Origin of the sequence: Actinoallomurus sp. CA-150999, assembly GCF_050942425.1 — a bacterium.
Taxonomy (GTDB): Bacteria; Actinomycetota; Actinomycetes; order Streptosporangiales; family Streptosporangiaceae; genus Actinoallomurus.
The window spans coordinates 7,835,610-7,852,303 of the sequence record NZ_CP192063.1 but is presented as its reverse complement, the minus strand read 5'-3'; the positions used below and the strand labels follow the sequence as shown (position 1 = coordinate 7,852,303).

The window sequence follows — 16,694 nt, the reverse complement described above, 5'->3', positions numbered from 1 at the left end:
CCTTCCTCGGCCGACCCGATGTGCACCGGTGAGCAGAACCAGGAGGCGTCTTCGTTGAGCGGGTCCTCGTCCGCCGAGTTGCTGTCGCCGGTCGCCGCAGGCACGGCGGCGGAGGCCGCGACGTCCGATGAGGCGTGGGTGCGCGCCCTGATCGACGCGGAGGCGGCGCTGGCCCGTGCGCAGGCGCGCCTCGGGCTGATCCCGGATGACGTCGCACGGGCCCTCGCCGGCGCCCGGGTCGACCCCGGCGAGCTGGCGGTACGGGCGCGCGGCGCGGGGAATCCGGTGGTGCCGCTGGTGGCGGCGCTGCGGAAGGTGGCGGGCGATCACGTCCACGCCGGTGCGACCAGCCAGGACATCATGGACACGGCCGCCATGCTCGTGGCGTCGCGCGTCCGCGAGACGCTCCTAGGGGACCTCGACCGTACGGTCGGCGCCGTCGCCGACCTGGCCCGGCGGCACCGGGACACTCCGATGGCCGGGCGCACCCTCGGGCAGCAGGCCGTGCCCACCACCTTCGGGCTGCGGGCCGCCGGGTGGCTGGCCGCGGTGGCCGAGGCACGGGACCGGCTCGCGGCCGTACGGCTGCCCGCCCAGCTCGGCGGGGCCGCCGGGACCCTCGCGGCGCTCGGCACCACCGAGCTGCTGCCGCTGTTCGCCGAGGAGACCGGGCTGGCCGAACCGGTGCTGCCCTGGCACACGCTGCGCGGGCCCGTCGCCGAACTCGGAGCGTCCCTCGCCCTCGTCGCCGGTGCCCTCGGCAAGATCGCCACCGACGTCGTGCTGCTCGCCCAGACGGAGATCGGAGAGGTCGCCGAACCCGCCGCGCCCGGCCGCGGCGGCTCCTCGGCGATGCCGCACAAGCGCAACCCGGTGCTCGCGACGATGATCCGGTCGGCCGGGTTGCGCGTTCCGGCGTACGCGCAGATCCTGTTCGCCGCGCAGACCGCCGGTCTCGACCGGCCGACGGGGGAGTGGCACGCGGAATGGCAGCCGCTGAACGACTGCCTGCGGCTGGTCGGCGGCGCGGCGGAGACCACCGCCGAGCTCACCGCCGGGCTGGAGGTCTTCCCCGAACGGATGCGCGCCAACCTGCGAGAGGAACTCCTCGCCGAGTACGTCGCCGCCCGGCTCGCCGAACGCGACGGCCGCGCGGCCGCGAAGGACGCGGTTGCGGAGGCGGTCCGCGAGGGGCGCCCACTGGCCGACCTGCTCCCGGACGACGACCGCGCGGAGCGCGCGGACGATCCCGGAGCGGCCTTCGGCATCGATCTGACGAAGGCCGTCGGCCCCGCGCCCCGGCTGGTGGACCGCGCCCTCGCGGCGTACGCCGGAAAGGAGCCGGATTGACGTCCTCCCCGCTTGAAGGCGAGAGATTCCGACCTCTCACGAAGGAGAAGCCGGTGGTTCGCGGTTCACAGCCCCGCCCAACGGCTGGAGGGCTCCCCGCACGGGAGGTCGGTCGGGGTCGGTTGGTCGGGACAGGCATGTCACGGCCCGCCCGGCCGCGAATCCGCTTGGTTATCGCGGGCTCACGCACCGTAGGAGAAGGGAGGGGGCGGCGCTTCCACTCCGGCCTCAAGGCCGGAGTTTCTACGCCGCGAACGCGATGAACGAACCGCACCTCCGCCAGAGGGGGCGACGTCCGGTGAGTGGCCTGAGTCATCGCTTCGACGGCCCGGACGACGCGCCGGTCCTCGTCCTGGGGCCCTCCCTCGGCACGACGCTCGACCTGTGGGAGCCGCAGCTTCCCGCCCTCACCGCGTCCTGGCGCACTCTCCGGTTCGACCTGCCGGGCCACGGCGGATCGCCGGCGATCCACGGCACGGTCGCGGACTTCGCGGACGCGGTGGTCGACCTGCTCGACGGGCTCGGCGTCGGCCGCGTCGCCTACGCCGGGGTCTCGCTGGGCGGGGCCGTCGGCACCGTTCTCGCGCTGCGCCACCCCGACCGGCTGACGAGCCTGGGGCTGTGCTGCACCTCGGCCCGGTTCGGCGACCCTGGTCCCTGGCTCGACCGGGCCGCGCGCGTCCGCGCCGAGGGCCTCGAGCCGCTCACCGGGCTGTTCCTGGGCCGCTGGTTCACCGCGGGCTACGCCGGGCCCGGCGTCGACGCCGTACGGGACATGCTGAAGCGGGTCGACCCCGAAGGGTACGCCGCGTGCTGCGACGCGCTCGCCCGCTTCGACGTCCGGGACCTGCTCGGCGACGTACGCGCGCCGGCCCTCGTCGTCGCGGGCGCCGAGGACGTGGCCACCCCGCTCGATCACGCCGAGGCCCTCGCCGGGGGCATCCTCGGCGCCGAACTCGTCGTGGTGCCCGGCGCCCACCTGGCCAACCTCGAGTGCCCACGGCCGGTCACCGAGGCGTTGGTCCGCCACCTGGACACGGCGAAGGCGTGAAAGCCGCGCGGCGTCCCCGATCCTGCGAACGACCGGGAACCTCCATGCCACGAAAGGTGAGGACGACATGAGCGATGGGATGAGGGTCCGCCGGGAGGTCCTCGGCGATGCGCACGTCGACCGCGCCCAGGCGCGTACGACAGAGTTCACCGCCGACTTCCAGGACTTCATCACGCGGTACGCGTGGGGGGAGATCTGGACCCGGCCCGGCCTCGACCGGCGCACGCGCAGCTGCGTCACGCTGACCGCCCTGGTCGCCCGAGGGCACTTGGACGAGCTCGCCATGCACGTGCGCGCCGCCGTACGCAACGGTCTCACCACCGATGAGATCAAGGAAGTACTGCTGCAGACCGCGGTATATTGTGGAGTCCCCGCGGCCAACGCGGCCTTCGCCGTGGCTCAACGGGTTCTCGCGGAGGACGGTCTGATCGCGGAACGTGAGTGATCGATTTCACTTCGTGTTCGCGCAGAGCGTAATCTGTCGCCCACGCTCCGCATCGGCGGCGCGCGATCGAGTTCCTCGATCCCCCCAGGGAACGCGAAGTATGGGAGGTAGGGTCATGGACGTGGCCGAGACCGAGCGACGGATCAACCAGGTGAGCAACGACGTCTACGCGCTCTACGAAAAGCTGACCGCCGTTCAGGTGACACAGCGCACGCACAGCCATCAGCTGACGTCGCTCGGCAACACGGTCAGCCGCATCTGGACCACGCAGCAGGAGCACGGCGAGCGGCTGAACCACCTCGACAGCTCCCTCGCGGTGCTGACCGAGAAGGTCGACGGGTACGACGAGCGCTTCGGGCAGATCGACGGGCGGCTCGCGAAGATGGACGAGCGGTTCGACGAGCACGACGCGAAGCTCGACGAGCAGGGGCGGAAGCTCGACCTGATCATCGAGGCGCTGAACATCCGCCCCAACTGAGATCGGGCTCTCGGCGCCCCGTGACCCGATGCCGGGTCGCGGGGCGTTGCCTATCGTGAAGGGTGCGGATCGAGGAGGCGGGAGCGATGCCGGGTGTCGAGCGCCCGCCTACCGTGGCGGGCAAGGTGATGGCGATCCTCGAGTCGTTCGCGCCCGGCGGCGTGCGGCTGACCCTCACCGAGATCTGCGGCCGCGCGGGCCTGCCGCTCGCCACGGGGCACCGGCTCGTCCGTGAGCTCACCGACGGCGGCTTTCTCGAGCGCCTGCCCGACGGTTCGTACCGCATCGGCACGCGCCTGTGGCGCATTGGCGCACAGGCCTCGGCGGCGACGACCCTGCGCGAGCTCGCCCTCCCCCACATGGAGGAGCTGTACGCCGCCACCCACGAGAACGTCCAGCTCGCGGTGCTCAGCGGCGACCAGGCGCTGTACCTCGAACGCCTGCGCGGGCCGCGGTCGGTGCCGATCGTGACGCGGGTCGCGGCCGAGCTGCCGCTGCACGCGACCGGGGTGGGCAAGGTTCTGCTCGCGTTCGCCGGCGACGACCTCGCCGAGAAGGTCATCGCGCGGGGGCTTCGGGCGTACACCCGGCACACGGTCACCGACGCCGACCGGCTGAGAGCCTGCCTCGCCGACGTCCGGCGGTCCGGGTACGCCGTGACCCGGGAGGAGATGTCCCTCGGCACGTGTTCGGTGGCGGCGCCCGTCCGGGATGCCGACGGGGACGTGTTCGCGGCGCTGTCGCTCGTCACCCGGCGGAGCGGTGTGGATCTGCGGCGGGTCGTGCCCGCGGTCCTCACCGCGGCGAACGCCCTGTCCCGAGACGTCGACGCCCACGGCGGTTCCGCTGAGTGGAAGGACTGGGCCTGACGGCCGCGTCATCGGCAGGAGGATCGTGCTGAGGACGTCGAAAGAGAGTCATCCATGCGTACCCAAGTGGCGATCGCCGGGGCCGGACCGGCCGGCCTGCTGCTCTCCCACCTGCTGCGCCTGCGCGGCATCGACTCGGTCGTGCTGGAGAGCCGCGACCGCGCGTACGTGGAGAAGCGGCAGCGGGCGGGGATGCTGGAGCAGGGCACCGTGGACGTCCTGCGCGGCAGCGGCGTGGGGGAGCGGCTCGACCGGGAAGGACTCACCCACCACGGTCTCGAACTGCGCTTCGGCGGAGCCGGTCACCGGATTCGACTGTCCGACCTGACGGGCGGGCGGACGGTCACGATCTACGCGCAGACCGAGATCGTCAAGGATCTGATCGCCGCGCGGCTGGCGGCCGGCGGCGATATCCGCTTCGAGGCCGAGGTCCTGTCGGTCGACCCGGGCGCGCCGTCCGTGACCTACCGGCAGGAGGGCCGGGTCCAGACGCTGGAGTGCGACGTCATCGCCGGGTGCGACGGCTTCCACGGCGTCTGCCGCGCGGCCGTGCCCGACAGCACGGTCTACGAGCGGGAGTATCCCTTCGCGTGGCTCGGCATCCTCGCCGACGTCCCGCCCTCCACCGACGAGCTCATCTACGCGTACAGCGAGCGCGGGTTCGCCCTGCACAGCCTGCGCTCGCCGAAGCTCAGCAGGCTGTACCTCCAGGTGGATCCGTCGGACGACGCCGCCGCGTGGCCCGACGAACGGATCTGGGCCGAGCTGCGGGCGCGATTCGCCACCCGCGACGGCTGGGAGCTGCGGGACGGGCGGATCCTCGAGAAGGCGATCACCCCGATGCGCAGTTTCGTGACCGAGCCGATGCGCCACGACCGTCTGTTCCTCGCCGGGGACGCCGCGCACATCGTCCCGCCCACCGGCGCGAAGGGCCTGAACCTCGCGATCTCCGACGTCACCGTCCTCGCCGAGGCGCTGGGCGCCTGGTACGACTCCGGCACGACCGAGCTCTTCGACGCCTACTCCGCCACCTGTCTCCGGCGGATCTGGCGGGCGGAGCACTTCTCGTACTGGATGACGACCCTGCTGCACAAGGACCCCCGCCAGGACGCCTTCGGCCACCGGCTGCAGCTGTCGCATCTGGAGTACGTGGCGGCGTCGAAGGCCGCCGCGACCACGCTCGCCGAGAACTACGTCGGAGCCGCGCCCACGCTCTGATCGATCAGAAGATGCCCTTGGGCGGAGGCGGCGACGGGCGGGCGGTCGCGTCGGTGACCGGTGCCGCTCCGGCCGTGAACCTGGTGACCTCGTCGCCGTCCAGTACCCGTGCGGGGAAGGGATCGCCGGCCGCCTTCCTCGTCAGCTCCGCGACGGATGGCGGCGCGGTGCCGGCGACCACGACGAGGTTGCCGAACCGGCGGCCGCGCAGCACGGCCGGGTCGGCGATGAGACAGAGCTCCGGCAGCACCGACCGCAGCGTCGCGACCTGGCCCCGGGCGAAGGAGAGCGGCGCGCCGTCGGCCACGTTCGCGGCGTACCAGCCGCCCGGGCGCAGCGCCCGCGCCACCGTCGCCGCGAACTCCACGGTCGTCAGGTGCGCGGGCGACCGGCTCCCCGCGTACGCGTCGCCGATCACCAGGTCGAAGGAGCCCTCCGGCACCCGCGCCAGGACGTCCCGGGCGTCGCCGTGCCGGATGCGGATCCGCGGGCCGCGCTCGAGCGGCAGTTCGCGGCGGACGAGCTCGATGAGCGCCGCGTCGACCTCGACCACCTGCTGGGTCGAGCGCGGCCGGGTCGCGGCGATGTAGCGCGGCAGGGTCAGCGCCCCGCCGCCCAGGTGCAGCACCCGCAGCGGCCGCCCGGGCGGGGCCGCCAGGTCGACGATGTGACCGAGCCGCCGCACGTACTCGAAGTCGAGGTAGGCGGGGTCGTCGAGGTCCACGTGGGACTGTGGCGCGCCGTCGAGCAGCAGCGTCCAGGCGCGCGGGCGGTCCGGGTCGCGGACCAGCTCCGCGATGCCGGAGTCGACCTTCTCCTCCACCCGGTGGGCGCGCTGCCGGTGTGCCATCGGCCCACATTAATCGACCTGCGCCTCCACCGAAGATCGCGATACGGTGCGTGCTGCCAGAAAGGGGGCATGGTGGCGAAACTCAACCAGATCATCGCCGTCGAGAAGGGCATCAAGAGCGGGACGCTGCGCGATCTCACGGACGCCCACCACGGACTGCAGAAGCCCGCGCTGCTGTCCGGCATCTCGCGTACCTACCAGCCGAAGGACGAGGAGGGCGAGCAGCTTCCGCCCGAGTCGACCCGCGTGCAGGTGCAGGCCGATGAGGTTCTCCGCCGGACGGCCGAGATCATGACGCGGCTGTTCGACGTGACCGCCACCAAGGACTGGGCGAACTGCGAGGCCAAGGCCGACGTCACGGTCGACGGCCAGACCCTCCTGCGGGACGTCCCGGTCACGTACCTGCTCTTCCTGGAGAAGCAGCTCACCGACCTGCACACCTTCGTCAAGAAGCTACCGGTGCTGGACGCCGCCGAGACGTGGGCGCTCGACGAGTCGGCGGACGCGTGGCGGACCGAGCCGGTGCGCACCATCCGTACCAAGAAGGTGCCGCGCAACCACGTCAAGGCCGAGGCGACGGAGAAGCACCCGGCGCAGGTCGAGGTCTACTACGAGGACATCGCCGTCGGCTACTGGACCACCGTGAAATTCTCCGGTGCGCTGCCCGCCAGGCGGGTCAACGAGCTGCTCGAGCGGGTGGAGAAGCTCCAGCAGGCGGTGAAGTTCGCCCGCGAGGAGGCCAACGGCGCCGAGGTCACCGATCGCCGGATCGGCGACGTGGTGTTCCGCTACCTGTTCGGGTAGCGTCACAGACTCCCCCGCCTCGCGCGGGGGAAGCGCAAGGAGCGCAAGCTGAAACTGAAGTTCAGTCTGATCGCGGTGACAGTTGGGGGTTCGAGTCCCTCTCCCGGCACTCGCGCCGGGATGGCCCAAAGGTAGAGGCGGCCGCTCAAGCTCAGACTCTCGCTCCAGATTCAGCATTCGCCGCCGAACGCCAGATCGACCGAGAACGGACGAAACTCGTCGGGGTGCCGGTTCGAGCCCGGCATGCGCCTCTCCGTGGCGCGTTAGCTCAATAGGTAGAGTACGGCGATCTTAGGACTGATCCGTTCTCTTAAACGCCGCTGGCGTGTGCAATTGGGCGGCAAGCCGGGGTCCGGGAGATGGACAAAACTCCCGGACCCCACCGAATTTCTACAGGCGTTCGACGATGGTGACGTTGGCCTGCCCGCCGCCCTCGCACATGGTCTGCAGCCCGTACCGGCCGCCGGTCCGCTCCAGCTCGTGCAGCAGAGTCGTCATCAGCCGGGCGCCGGTGGCGCCGAGCGGGTGGCCGAGCGCGATCGCGCCGCCGTTGGGGTTGGTGATGGCCGGGTCGGCGCCGGTCTCCTTCAGCCAGGCCAGCACGACGGGCGCGAACGCCTCGTTGATCTCGACGACGTCGATGTCGCCGATGGTCATCCCGGCCTTCTTCAGCGCGTACGCCGTGGCGGGGATCGGGGCGGACAGCATGCGGATCGGATCCTCGCCGCGTACGGACAGGTGATGGATCCGGGCGCGCGGGGTGAGGCCGTGGTCGCGTACGGCGCGCTCGGAGGCGATGAGCATGGCGGCGGACCCGTCGGAGATCTGCGACGACAGGGCGGCGGTGAGCCGGCCGCCGTCGACGAGGGTCTTCAGCCCCGCCATCTTCTCCAGCGACGTGTCGCGGCGGGGCCCCTCGTCGGCCGTGACGTCGCCGTACGGGGCGATCTCGCGGTTGAACCGGCCCTCGTCGATGGCGCGGATCGCGCGCCGGTGGGACTCCAGGGCGAACGCCTCCATCTGCTCCCGGGTGATGTCCCACTGCTCGGCGATCATCTCGGCGCCCCGGAACTGCGAGACCTCCCGGTCGCCGTAGCGCGCCTCCCAGCCCCGCGAGCCGGCGAACGGCCCGGCGAAGCCGAGCTGCACCCCGGCGATCATGGCGTAGGCGATCGGGATCTTCGACATGTTCTGCACGCCGCCCGCGACGACGAGGTCGGCGGTGCCGCTGAGCACGGCCTGGGCCGCGAAGTGCACGGCCTGCTGCGACGATCCGCACTGACGGTCGACGGTGACGCCCGGCACCTCCTCGGGCAGTCCGGCCGCCAGCCAGCACGTACGGGCGACGTCGCCGGCCTGCGGCCCGACCGTGTCCACGCAGCCGAAGATCACGTCCTCGACCGCCGCCGGGTCGACGCCGGACCGTTCGACCAGCGCCGTCAGGACGTGCGCGCCGAGGTCGGCCGGGTGGACCTCGGCCAGCCCGCCGTTCCGCCGCCCGACGGGCGTACGGACCGCCTCGACGATGTAGGCCTCCGTCATCACGTGCCTCCTAGTCGTGCTGGATCCCTTCGAGGACCATGGCGAGGTACTGCTCGGCGATCTGGTCGGCGGTGAGTCGCCCGCCGCGCTGGTACCAGGTCGCCGCCACCCACACGGTGTCGCGGATGAATCGGTAGACGAGTCCGGTGTCGAGGTCGGAGCGGAACGCGCCCTCGCGGGCGCCGCGCTCCAGCAGGGACATCCACATCTCCTCGAACCGCCGCCGCGACTCGATCAGGTACGCGAAGCGGGGGCTCGTCGCCAGGTGCCGGGACTCGTTCTGGTACATCACGACGGCCGGCCGGTGCCGGTCGATGCAGCCGAACGACTCGGCGATGAGGGCCGTCAGGGTCTCGCGCGCCCCGAGCCGCGCGTCGAGCACCCGCTCGTACGCCGCCCACATCTCGTTCAGGAAGGTCGACAGGATCTCGTCGGCCATCGACTCCTTGGAATCGAAGTGGTAGTAGAGGCTGCCGCCGAGGATGCCGGCCGCGTCCGCGACCTCCCGGACGGTGGTGGCGGCGTAGCCGCGGGTGGCGAAGACCTCCGCGGCGGTGGCGAGCAGCTCCGCCCGCCGCTCGGCTCGGGCGGCGGCGGTGCCCTCGGCGTCGCGCCGTCGTGGACTCATGGATCGTGTTCCTCAGGGGTGTCGGCCGGAGGCGGTGTCCTCCGCGTCGTGTCTGCGCGGACATGCCCACCTCAGGGATGCTGACTGGAAACGGAGACGACCTCGCCCGTCAGGTACGACGAGTAGCCGGAGGCCAGGAAGACGATAACGTTGGCCACCTCCCACGGCTCCGCGTACCGGCCGTACGCCTCCCGGCGCGTCAGCTCCGTCAGCAGCTCCTCGCTCGTCACCTTGACCAGGTGCGGGTGCATGGCGAGGCTGGGCGCCACCGCGTTGACCCGCACGCCGTACTCCGCGGCCTCCAGCGCGGTGCACCGGGTCAGCGCCATCACCCCGGCCTTGGCCGCCGCGTAGTGGGACTGCCCGCGTTGCGCCCGCCAGCCGATCACCGACGCGTTGTTCACGATCACGCCGTGTCCCTGGGCGCGCATGATCCGCAGGGCCGCCCGCGTGCAGCGCATGGTGCCGTTCAGCGTGACGTCGAGCACTCGCGACCACTGGTCGTCGGTCATGTCCACGAGATCGGCCGTGCCGCCGAGGCCCGCGTTGTTGACCGCAACGTCGATCCGGCCGAAGCGCTCGGTGGTGGCGGTGAACAGCCCCCGTACCTGGTCTTCGGAGGTGACGTCGCACGGCAAGGCGGTCACCGCCGCGTCGCCGAACTCCTCGGCCAGCTCGGTCAGCGACTGTCCGAGCCGTCGTTCGTGAGCGTCGCTGATCATCACCCGCGCCCCCTCCTCCAGACAGCGCCGGGCGGTCGCCCCGCCGATGCCCGCGCCGGCCGCGGCCGTCACGACGACGACGCGGTCACGCAGGAGCCCGTGACCGGGGACGGGCGTCGCCCGGGTGGAGGGCGGGGGAGAGGGCTGGGGGAAGGGCCGGGGGGAGGGAATGCCGCTCTCGCTCACCTGCGCTACTCTACCAAACAGTTGTTAGAAAGAATGCGGGGCGGGTGCCATGGACCTTGATCTGTCGGCGGTGGAGCCCTTCCGGGCCGAGGTGCGCGACTGGCTGCGCCGCAACGTTCCGGCGGCGCCGCTGCCGTCACTGGAGACCGAGGAGGGCTTCGCCGCCCACCGCGCATGGGAGGGGACACTGGCCGCGGCCCGGCTGTCGGTGGTGTCCTGGCCCGAGGCGTACGGCGGACGGAGCGCCTCACCGCTCGAATGGCTGGTCTTCGAAGAGGAGTACTACGCGGCCGGCGCCCCCGGCCGGGTGAGCCAGAACGGCATCAACCTGCTCGCCCCCACCCTCTTCGCACACGGCACGCCCGAGCAGCTCGAACGCGTCCTGCCGCCCATGGCCGCCGGCGAGGTGATCTGGGCCCAGGCGTGGTCGGAGCCCGGCGCCGGCAGCGACCTGGCCGCGCTGTGGGCGACCGCCACCCGCGTCGACGGCGGCTGGCGGCTGAACGGGCAGAAGACGTGGAGCTCGCGCGCCGCCTTCGCCGACCGGGCGTTCGGGCTGTTCCGCTCCGACCCGGCGGCCGAACGCCACCGCGGCCTGACGTACCTGATGTTCCCCCTCGACGCCGACGGCGTGACCGTACGCCCGATCGGGCGGCTGGACGGCAAACCGGCCTTCGCCGAACTGTTCCTCGACGACGTGTTCGTGCCCGACCGGGACGTCATCGGCGAGCCCGGTCGGGGCTGGGCGGTGGCGATGAGCACGGCCGGCAACGAGCGCGGCCTGACCCTGCGCAGCCCCGGCCGGTTCCTCGCCGCCGCCGACCGCCTCGTCGCCCTCTGGCGGGAGCACGGCGCCGACCCGCTGTTGCGCGACCGCGTCGCGGACGTCTGGATCAAGGCCCGCGCCTACCGGCTGAAGGGCTTCGAGACCATCTCCCGCGCCGACGACGTCGGCGCCGAGGCCAGCGTCAACAAGGTCTTCTGGTCCGAGCTCGACGTCGCGCTCCACGAGACCGCACTGGACATTCTCGGCGCGGATGGCGAGCTGGAGGGCGACTGGCTGGAGGGCTACGTCTTCTCCCTCGCCGGCCCGATCTACGCCGGCACCAACGAGATCCAGCGCAACGTCATCGCCGAGCGCGTCCTCGGCCTGCCCCGGGAAGGGCGGGGAGGCGGATGAGCCTCGGCGCGCGGCGGCGCCTGCGCGGGCGGCCGTACGGACGGCGCGGTGCTCGGAGCGCTCCGATGAGGCGACGGTGGCGGCAGTCCGTGCCCGGAGCGGTCGGATGAGGCACCGGTGGCGACAGTCTGGGTCCGGAGCGGTCGGATGAGGCGACGGTGGCGGCAGTCTGGGTCCGGAGCGGTCGGATGAGGCGACGGTGGCGGCAGGCCGGGCCCGGAGCGAAGAAAGGATCAGGATGAAATTCGTCCTCGACGCCGAGCAGCGGCTGTTCGGCGAGACTCTGCACAAGCTCCTCACCGAGGCCGGCACGCCGGCGCTGGTCCGCCGGTGGGCGGCCGGCGACGCGGACCGTACGCTCTGGTCCGCGCTCGCGGAGGCCGGGGTGTTCGCCCTGGCGGTGCCCGACCGCCACGACGGCGCCGGACCGCTCCCGGTCGAACTCGTCGTCGCGGTGCACGAACTCGGCCGCCACGCGGTCCCCGGCCCGATCGTCGAGACGCTCGCCGCCGCCGCGCTCCTCGACACGGCCGGTGACGAGGCGCTGAGCGCGGAATGGCTGCCGAGGATCGCCGCCGGAGAAGCGGTCGTCTCGCTCGCACCGGGACCCCTCCGGGCCCTTGCCCCGCTTGCACCGGAACCCCTCCGGACCCTTGCCCCGCTCGCGCCGGGACCCCTCCGGGCCCTCGACGCGGACGCCGCCGACCTGATCCTGCTGACCGACGACGAGGAACTGTGGTCCGCCGCCCCCGACGGAGCGGTCCTGCGGTCCCACGATCCCGCGCGGCGGCTGTCCCCGGTCGTCGGGCGTGAGCGCCTGGCCGCCGGACCGGACGTGCGCCGTGCCGCCGCGGCAGCGTACGACCTCGGCGTGCTGGCGTGCTCCGCGCAGCTGCTCGGCCTCGGGCGGGCGCTGCTCGACACGACCGTGGAGTACGCGCGGACGCGGCGGCAGTTCGGCCGTCCGATCGGGGAGTTCCAGGCGGTCAAGCATCACCTGGCCGACGCCCTGACCGGGCTGGAGTTCGCCCGCCCGCTCGTGTACGGCGCCGCTCTGTCCTTCGGATCGCCGGACTTCGCGCGCGACGTGTCGGCGGCCAAGGTCGCGACCTCGGAAGCCGCGTACGCCGCGGCCCGGGCCGCGCTGCAGGTCCACGGCGCGATCGGGTACACCGATGAGTACGATCCGTCCCTGTGGATCCGCAAGGTCCGCGCGCTGCACTCGGCGTGGGGTACCCCGGCCGGCCACCGCGCCCGCGTCCTGGCCGCCCTGCCCTGAGCTGCCGGTCGGGAGGGAATCCGATTGCGGTCGTCAGGCCGGCCGGGAGACGATTTCTCATCGACCGAGTGGCCAGAGCATGCGGGTCGGCCGGCCGCGTGAAGGAGATCAGGATGGCGGGGGAGACAGACCTGGGGCGGCTGCTAGCCGGCCTCGATCCGGTGCTGCACGACGGCGAGTACCTGTTCGTGACGCTGCCCGACCGTGAAACACCGCCGGGGGTTCGGCCGGTGTTCGTCTTCGAGGAGGACGAAGGCCGCACCCTCGTGCTGCCCCGGGCCGAGGCCGGGGAGGCCGGACTCGAGGGCGTGTTCCCCAGCGCGTGGATCACCCTGCGCATCCATTCGTCGCTGGAGGCGGTCGGGATGATGGCGGCCATCACCACCGCCCTGACGGAGGCCGGCATCAGCTGCAACGCCGTCTCGGCGTTCTACCACGACCACCTCTTCGTCCCGTTCGACCGCGGGCGGGACGCGGTCGCCGTGCTCCGAAGCCTGGCCGGATGAACGCGCCGGAACCCGGACCGGCGGGCGCCGTCGAGCACTGCTGTGACACCATGCGGCGACAGCTGGACTGGCGCTGTCATCGGCACACGGACCCGTACGACTGCGCGGACGCCGTCATCGTGTACGTCGCGAAGTTCCGCGAGTACGGGCTGATCATCCATGACGGCGGCAGCTCGTACATCGGGATCGGCTACTGCCCGTGGTGCGGGTCCCCGCTTCCGGAGTCGCAGCGGGACCGCTGGTTCGACGAACTCGAACGCAAGGGCATCGATCCCTGGGAGGACGAGGTGCCGCCCGAGTACGAGGACGGCCGCTGGCTCGCGGGCTGAGGTCGAGTCGCCTGGGCGCCGGCGGCGTGCCGCGACGCTGCTACAGCGCGCCGTTCCCCTGGCTGCGCAGCTGGTCGATCGCGCGGGCCGGGTCGGCGTTGTCGCGGGAACGCGTACCCGGGTCCGTGGCGAGCGACGACGTCGTCCCGATCCGGGCGCGGAGCACCAGGAGGCCGACGGCCGCCACGACGAGTCCCACGATGACAGCGATGACCATGCCGTACCTCCGCGCCTCCGCGATCGCCTCGGGCGATCTCATCCCACCCATAGATGGTCATGATCGCGGCCTGGTTCCATCCGGCACCGCCGCCTTTCCCGCCGAGGAGCGTCGGTGCGGCTCGGCTCCGTGATCCTCGGCGGTCAGGGCTTCAGGCCGCCGGGAAGTCGCGGCGCTTGAGTTTGGCCATCCGGCCGTCCGGGTGGTGCCACACGATGCCCTCCCAGGGGCAGGCGCGCAGCCACCCGGCCAGGCCCGCGTAGTCGCGCGGCACGCCGGGCAGTTCCTCGGCGCCGTGGCGCACCAGCGTGTGCCGGTCGACGTCCTCCGGGTTGCCGTTGATCCGTGGGCCGATCAGCTCGTACGTGCCGGGCTCCCAGTGGCCGGTGCCGACGGCCTCCTCGAGGTACCGGTGGTAGCCGGACTGCTCGGCGGGCTCCCAGCCGACGGCCGTGCCCGTCCGCTCGTCCCGCATGATCGCGAGATAGCCGGCCGGCTCTTTCCGGCCCGCCTTGATCTCGCGGCGCGCCCACCAGCGCTCGCCGTCGTACTGGACGCAGGTGCCGTCGTACTTGCGTGTCGGCCGGCCCTCCCCGGCGAACACCCAGCCGCAGTCCGGGTGCGGAGTGCGGGTCACGTACCGCCGATCCCCGTCCCAGTCACGAAGGAAGATCGTCGGCATCTTCTTCATGGCCCTGCTCCCTTCCGCTCGGGGTCCGGAGCCGATCTTGCCCGAACGGTACCGGGCCGGTCGAACGGTTATCGACGGGCTCAGCCGGCCGCGAGACCGCCGAGGCGGGTCATGGCCTCGGTGGCCTGGGCGACGATGCCGTCGATGAGCTCCCGGCAGGACGGGAGGTCGTCGATGACGGCGACGGCCTGACCGGAGGCCATCACGCCGAGGTCGGGGCGGCCGTCGACCATGGCGGCCTTCAGCAGCATCGGGGTGTTGGCGGCCATCAGCACCTGGGACCAGGACAGGTCCTTGCCGTGCCGCATCGCCAGGCCGTCGCGGACCATCGCCCGCCATGACATCCCGGACACCCGCTTGAACCGGGCGGCGTTGCGCAGGGCCCGGACCAGGCCGGTGACGCGGCCGGAGTGCTCCAGGGCGTCGACCAGGTCGGTGCGCAGGACGCGGTGCGGCAGGCCGTCGACCTGCCGGGTGACGACGGTCTCGGCCATGCCGAGGTAGACCCGCTTCACGGCTTCCGGCACCGAGCTGTCGGAGGTCAGCAGGAACCGGGTGCCCATCGCCACACCGGCCGCACCGTACGCGAGCGCCGCGGCCAGGCCCCGGCCGTCGAAGAACCCGCCCGCCGCGATCACCGGGATGTCGACGGCGTCGACGACCTGGGGGAGCAGCAGGGTGGTGGCGACCGGCCCGGTGTGCCCGCCGCCCTCGCCGCCCTGGACGAGGACCGCGTCGGCGCCCCACGCGGCGACCTTCTCGGCGTGCCGGCGCGCCCCCACGGACGGGATGACCACGACGCCGGCGTCCTTCAGCCGGGCGATCAGCTCCGGTTTAGGAGCGAGCGCGAAGGACGCGACCCGTACGCCTTCCCTGACGATCAGGTCGATCCGATCGAGGGCGTCGGTGGCGTCGGCTCGGAGGTTCACCCCGAAGGGGGCCTCGGTGCGCTCCTTCACTTCGCGGATCGCGGTCGCGAGCCCGTCCAGTGTCATCGTGGCCGAGGCGAGGATGCCCAGGCCGCCGGCGTCCGCGACCGCCGACACCAGGCGGGGGCCGGCCACCCAGCCCATGCCGGTCTGTACGACCGGGTGCCGGACACCGGTCAGCTCGGTCAGCGCCGTCCGCACGTTCCCACGCCCCTTCCGCCTGTCACACCCACCTGAGCCGGTCTCATCACGGGGCGCCTCCCTTCCGGACGCTGCCCCGCCGTGACGGCCGGACGCCTCCCGAGACCTCCCGTCTGGAAGCTGCCACGCCGACTCCTCACGCCATCGCGGTCGGGCGGCTCCTGAGACTTCCCGTCTGGAAGCTGCCACGCCGACTCCCCCCGGCATCACGGTCGGGCGGCTCCTGAGACTTCCCGTCTGGAAGCTCCCACGCTGATTCCTCCCGCCGTCACGGGCGGACGACTTCCAAGACCTCCCGTCCGGACGCTGACAGGTCTCTTCCGCTCGCCCTCACCGCCGAGCGCCCTCGGGGACCTCCCGCTCGCGCAGGCCGTTCGGGTCCAGGACCTCGCGGATGATCCGCAGCTGCTCGGCGTCCGGTGCCCGGGTCGTGCCGACGTACGGCGGGACGACGAGCTCGAACCCGGTGGCCGCGGTCACCTGGTCGACGGTCACGCCGGGGTGGACCGACCGCAGCCGCAGCCGGCGGTCCGGCGTCGCGAAGTCGAGGACGGCCAGGTCGGTGACGACGACGCGGATCTCGTGGGCGCCCCGGTCGTACCCGATGCCGCTGACCATGTCGACCGTCTCGACGAACACCCGGGGGGAGTGCCGAGGGATCCAGTAGCTCGTCGTGTCGCAGCGGGTGTTGCCCGGCGCGCCGCGCACCCCGAGCAGCTGTGCCTTCGGGCGCGCCCAGTCGCCGATGCAGGAGATGTTGGTGTTGCCGAACCGGTCGATCTGGCTCGCGCCCAGCATGACGTGGCGGCGGCCGTTCAGCACCAGCCACAGGTGCTCGCGGAACGGCAGCCAGCCCTCGATCTCCTGCGGCGTCTCGCCGAGCGCGGGGACGTCGCCGGTCAGCAGGCACACCCCGTCGTGGGTGAGCAGGCCGGGCTCGAACGTCAGCCGCGCCAGCCGGGCGCCCAGGACCGTGATGGCGCCCCCGATGCCGGCCGCGAGGATCTCTCCGTCGCCGCGGAACGCCTCCGCGCACGCCGTCACGCATACCTCCGCCCTGGTCGCGCTCATCGGGCGGGTACCTCCGTCCTCATCGCCATCACGAACCGTCCGCGCACGCCTTCTCCGCCGCCTGTCAGAGGCTCCCCATGCACGCCGCCACGGGTGCCTTCTCCGCCTCCCGTCGCCGGCTCTCCGCGTACGGCCGTCACGTCCGCTC

The 16,694-nt window shown here is 72.4% G+C and carries 19 protein-coding genes; 11 read left to right on the top strand and 8 right to left on the bottom strand.

All coding sequences use genetic code 11. The features are described from left to right. The first annotated feature begins 54 nt into the window (after positions 1 to 54). From pcaB to ACQP2O_RS36305, 6 genes are all read left to right on the top strand, one after another. Positions 55 to 1,350, top strand: a complete 1,296-nt coding sequence (gene pcaB, locus ACQP2O_RS36330) for a 3-carboxy-cis,cis-muconate cycloisomerase (RefSeq protein WP_433173157.1) — start codon at positions 55 to 57, stop codon at positions 1,348 to 1,350. A gap of 298 nt (positions 1,351 to 1,648) precedes the next feature. Continuing rightward, positions 1,649 to 2,401, top strand: a complete 753-nt coding sequence (locus ACQP2O_RS36325; RefSeq protein ID WP_433173155.1) for an alpha/beta fold hydrolase — start codon at positions 1,649 to 1,651, stop codon at positions 2,399 to 2,401. Between the two features lie 67 nt (positions 2,402 to 2,468). Beyond that, positions 2,469 to 2,846 (top strand): 4-carboxymuconolactone decarboxylase, encoded by a 378-nt coding sequence (pcaC, locus tag ACQP2O_RS36320; RefSeq protein WP_345432291.1) that lies wholly within the window; start codon positions 2,469 to 2,471, stop codon positions 2,844 to 2,846. A gap of 121 nt (positions 2,847 to 2,967) precedes the next feature. Then, positions 2,968 to 3,324, top strand: coding sequence for a hypothetical protein (locus ACQP2O_RS36315; RefSeq protein WP_433173153.1), 357 nt, complete (start codon positions 2,968 to 2,970; stop codon positions 3,322 to 3,324). An 86-nt stretch (positions 3,325 to 3,410) separates the two neighbouring features. After that, complete coding sequence (locus ACQP2O_RS36310) at positions 3,411 to 4,193, top strand: IclR family transcriptional regulator (RefSeq protein WP_433173151.1); 783 nt, start codon at positions 3,411 to 3,413, stop codon at positions 4,191 to 4,193. A 54-nt stretch (positions 4,194 to 4,247) separates the two neighbouring features. Beyond that, positions 4,248 to 5,411 (top strand): 4-hydroxybenzoate 3-monooxygenase, encoded by a 1,164-nt coding sequence (locus ACQP2O_RS36305; protein ID WP_433173149.1) that lies wholly within the window; start codon positions 4,248 to 4,250, stop codon positions 5,409 to 5,411. Positions 5,412 to 5,415: 4 nt separating this feature from the next. Here the strand turns inward: ACQP2O_RS36305 and ACQP2O_RS36300 are convergent, their stop codons facing one another. Continuing rightward, positions 5,416 to 6,261: a spermidine synthase gene (locus tag ACQP2O_RS36300; protein WP_433173147.1), complete on the bottom strand. Its 846-nt coding sequence runs from the start codon at positions 6,259 to 6,261 to the stop codon at positions 5,416 to 5,418. A gap of 69 nt (positions 6,262 to 6,330) precedes the next feature. Between ACQP2O_RS36300 and ACQP2O_RS36295 the strand changes: the two genes are divergently transcribed. Next, the gene (locus ACQP2O_RS36295; protein WP_433173145.1) at positions 6,331 to 7,065 is read left to right on the top strand and encodes a hypothetical protein; all 735 of its coding nucleotides are present in this window, start codon (positions 6,331 to 6,333) and stop codon (positions 7,063 to 7,065) included. Between the two features lie 390 nt (positions 7,066 to 7,455). Here ACQP2O_RS36295 and ACQP2O_RS36290 read toward each other — a convergent pair whose 3' ends face one another. The 3 genes from ACQP2O_RS36290 to ACQP2O_RS36280 all read right to left on the bottom strand — a co-directional run bounded on the left by ACQP2O_RS36290 (position 7,456) and on the right by ACQP2O_RS36280 (position 10,128). Next, positions 7,456 to 8,607: an acetyl-CoA C-acetyltransferase gene (locus tag ACQP2O_RS36290; RefSeq protein WP_433173143.1), complete on the bottom strand. Its 1,152-nt coding sequence runs from the start codon at positions 8,605 to 8,607 to the stop codon at positions 7,456 to 7,458. A gap of 10 nt (positions 8,608 to 8,617) precedes the next feature. Next, complete coding sequence (locus ACQP2O_RS36285; protein ID WP_433173141.1) at positions 8,618 to 9,235, bottom strand: TetR family transcriptional regulator; 618 nt, start codon at positions 9,233 to 9,235, stop codon at positions 8,618 to 8,620. A gap of 71 nt (positions 9,236 to 9,306) precedes the next feature. Continuing rightward, entirely contained in the window at positions 9,307 to 10,128 is an 822-nt protein-coding gene (locus ACQP2O_RS36280; protein WP_433191265.1) for an SDR family oxidoreductase, read from the bottom strand. A 64-nt stretch (positions 10,129 to 10,192) separates the two neighbouring features. Here ACQP2O_RS36280 and ACQP2O_RS36275 point away from each other — a divergent pair, with 64 nt between their 5' ends. The 4 genes from ACQP2O_RS36275 to ACQP2O_RS36260 all read left to right on the top strand — a co-directional run bounded on the left by ACQP2O_RS36275 (position 10,193) and on the right by ACQP2O_RS36260 (position 13,437). Further along, a complete protein-coding gene (locus ACQP2O_RS36275) occupies positions 10,193 to 11,323 on the top strand; it encodes an acyl-CoA dehydrogenase family protein (RefSeq protein ID WP_433173139.1) in 1,131 nt (376 codons plus the stop codon). Positions 11,324 to 11,561: 238 nt separating this feature from the next. After that, positions 11,562 to 12,602, top strand: coding sequence for an acyl-CoA dehydrogenase family protein (locus tag ACQP2O_RS36270; RefSeq protein WP_433173137.1), 1,041 nt, complete (start codon positions 11,562 to 11,564; stop codon positions 12,600 to 12,602). 113 nt (positions 12,603 to 12,715) lie between these two features. Further along, a complete protein-coding gene (locus tag ACQP2O_RS36265; RefSeq protein WP_433173135.1) occupies positions 12,716 to 13,108 on the top strand; it encodes an ACT domain-containing protein in 393 nt (130 codons plus the stop codon). Next, positions 13,105 to 13,437 (top strand): DUF6980 family protein, encoded by a 333-nt coding sequence (locus ACQP2O_RS36260; RefSeq protein WP_433173134.1) that lies wholly within the window; start codon positions 13,105 to 13,107, stop codon positions 13,435 to 13,437. The genes ACQP2O_RS36265 and ACQP2O_RS36260 overlap by 4 nt, the downstream gene beginning before the upstream one ends. A gap of 40 nt (positions 13,438 to 13,477) precedes the next feature. On the opposite strand, the gene ACQP2O_RS36255 is transcribed toward ACQP2O_RS36260, so the two are convergent. From ACQP2O_RS36255 to ACQP2O_RS36240, 4 genes are all read right to left on the bottom strand, one after another. Further along, the gene (locus tag ACQP2O_RS36255) at positions 13,478 to 13,705 is read right to left on the bottom strand and encodes a hypothetical protein (protein ID WP_433173132.1); all 228 of its coding nucleotides are present in this window, start codon (positions 13,703 to 13,705) and stop codon (positions 13,478 to 13,480) included. A 100-nt stretch (positions 13,706 to 13,805) separates the two neighbouring features. Then, entirely contained in the window at positions 13,806 to 14,345 is a 540-nt protein-coding gene (locus ACQP2O_RS36250; protein WP_433173130.1) for an RNA ligase 1 family protein, read from the bottom strand. 80 nt (positions 14,346 to 14,425) lie between these two features. Continuing rightward, positions 14,426 to 15,475 carry an NAD(P)H-dependent flavin oxidoreductase gene (locus tag ACQP2O_RS36245; RefSeq protein ID WP_433173129.1) on the bottom strand — a complete coding sequence of 350 codons (1,050 nt, stop codon included), beginning with the start codon at positions 15,473 to 15,475 and terminating at the stop codon, positions 14,426 to 14,428. 330 nt (positions 15,476 to 15,805) lie between these two features. Beyond that, entirely contained in the window at positions 15,806 to 16,546 is a 741-nt protein-coding gene (locus ACQP2O_RS36240) for a CoA-transferase subunit beta (RefSeq protein ID WP_433173127.1), read from the bottom strand. Between the last annotated feature and the right edge of the window lie 148 nt (positions 16,547 to 16,694).

Coding starts and splice junctions, on each gene's coding strand:
- pcaC (WP_345432291.1), top strand. CDS start 2,469: ATGAGCGATGGGATGAGGGTCCGCCGGGAGGTCCTCGGCGATGCGCAC.
- ACQP2O_RS36310 (WP_433173151.1), top strand. CDS start 3,411: ATGCCGGGTGTCGAGCGCCCGCCTACCGTGGCGGGCAAGGTGATGGCG.
- ACQP2O_RS36305 (WP_433173149.1), top strand. CDS start 4,248: ATGCGTACCCAAGTGGCGATCGCCGGGGCCGGACCGGCCGGCCTGCTG.
- ACQP2O_RS36300 (WP_433173147.1), bottom strand. CDS start 6,261: ATGGCACACCGGCAGCGCGCCCACCGGGTGGAGGAGAAGGTCGACTCC.
- ACQP2O_RS36295 (WP_433173145.1), top strand. CDS start 6,331: ATGGTGGCGAAACTCAACCAGATCATCGCCGTCGAGAAGGGCATCAAG.
- ACQP2O_RS36290 (WP_433173143.1), bottom strand. CDS start 8,607: ATGACGGAGGCCTACATCGTCGAGGCGGTCCGTACGCCCGTCGGGCGG.
- ACQP2O_RS36285 (WP_433173141.1), bottom strand. CDS start 9,235: ATGAGTCCACGACGGCGCGACGCCGAGGGCACCGCCGCCGCCCGAGCC.
- ACQP2O_RS36275 (WP_433173139.1), top strand. CDS start 10,193: ATGGACCTTGATCTGTCGGCGGTGGAGCCCTTCCGGGCCGAGGTGCGC.
- ACQP2O_RS36270 (WP_433173137.1), top strand. CDS start 11,562: ATGAAATTCGTCCTCGACGCCGAGCAGCGGCTGTTCGGCGAGACTCTG.
- ACQP2O_RS36265 (WP_433173135.1), top strand. CDS start 12,716: ATGGCGGGGGAGACAGACCTGGGGCGGCTGCTAGCCGGCCTCGATCCG.
- ACQP2O_RS36260 (WP_433173134.1), top strand. CDS start 13,105: ATGAACGCGCCGGAACCCGGACCGGCGGGCGCCGTCGAGCACTGCTGT.
- ACQP2O_RS36255 (WP_433173132.1), bottom strand. CDS start 13,705: ATGGGTGGGATGAGATCGCCCGAGGCGATCGCGGAGGCGCGGAGGTAC.
- ACQP2O_RS36250 (WP_433173130.1), bottom strand. CDS start 14,345: ATGAAGAAGATGCCGACGATCTTCCTTCGTGACTGGGACGGGGATCGG.
- ACQP2O_RS36240 (WP_433173127.1), bottom strand. CDS start 16,546: ATGAGCGCGACCAGGGCGGAGGTATGCGTGACGGCGTGCGCGGAGGCG.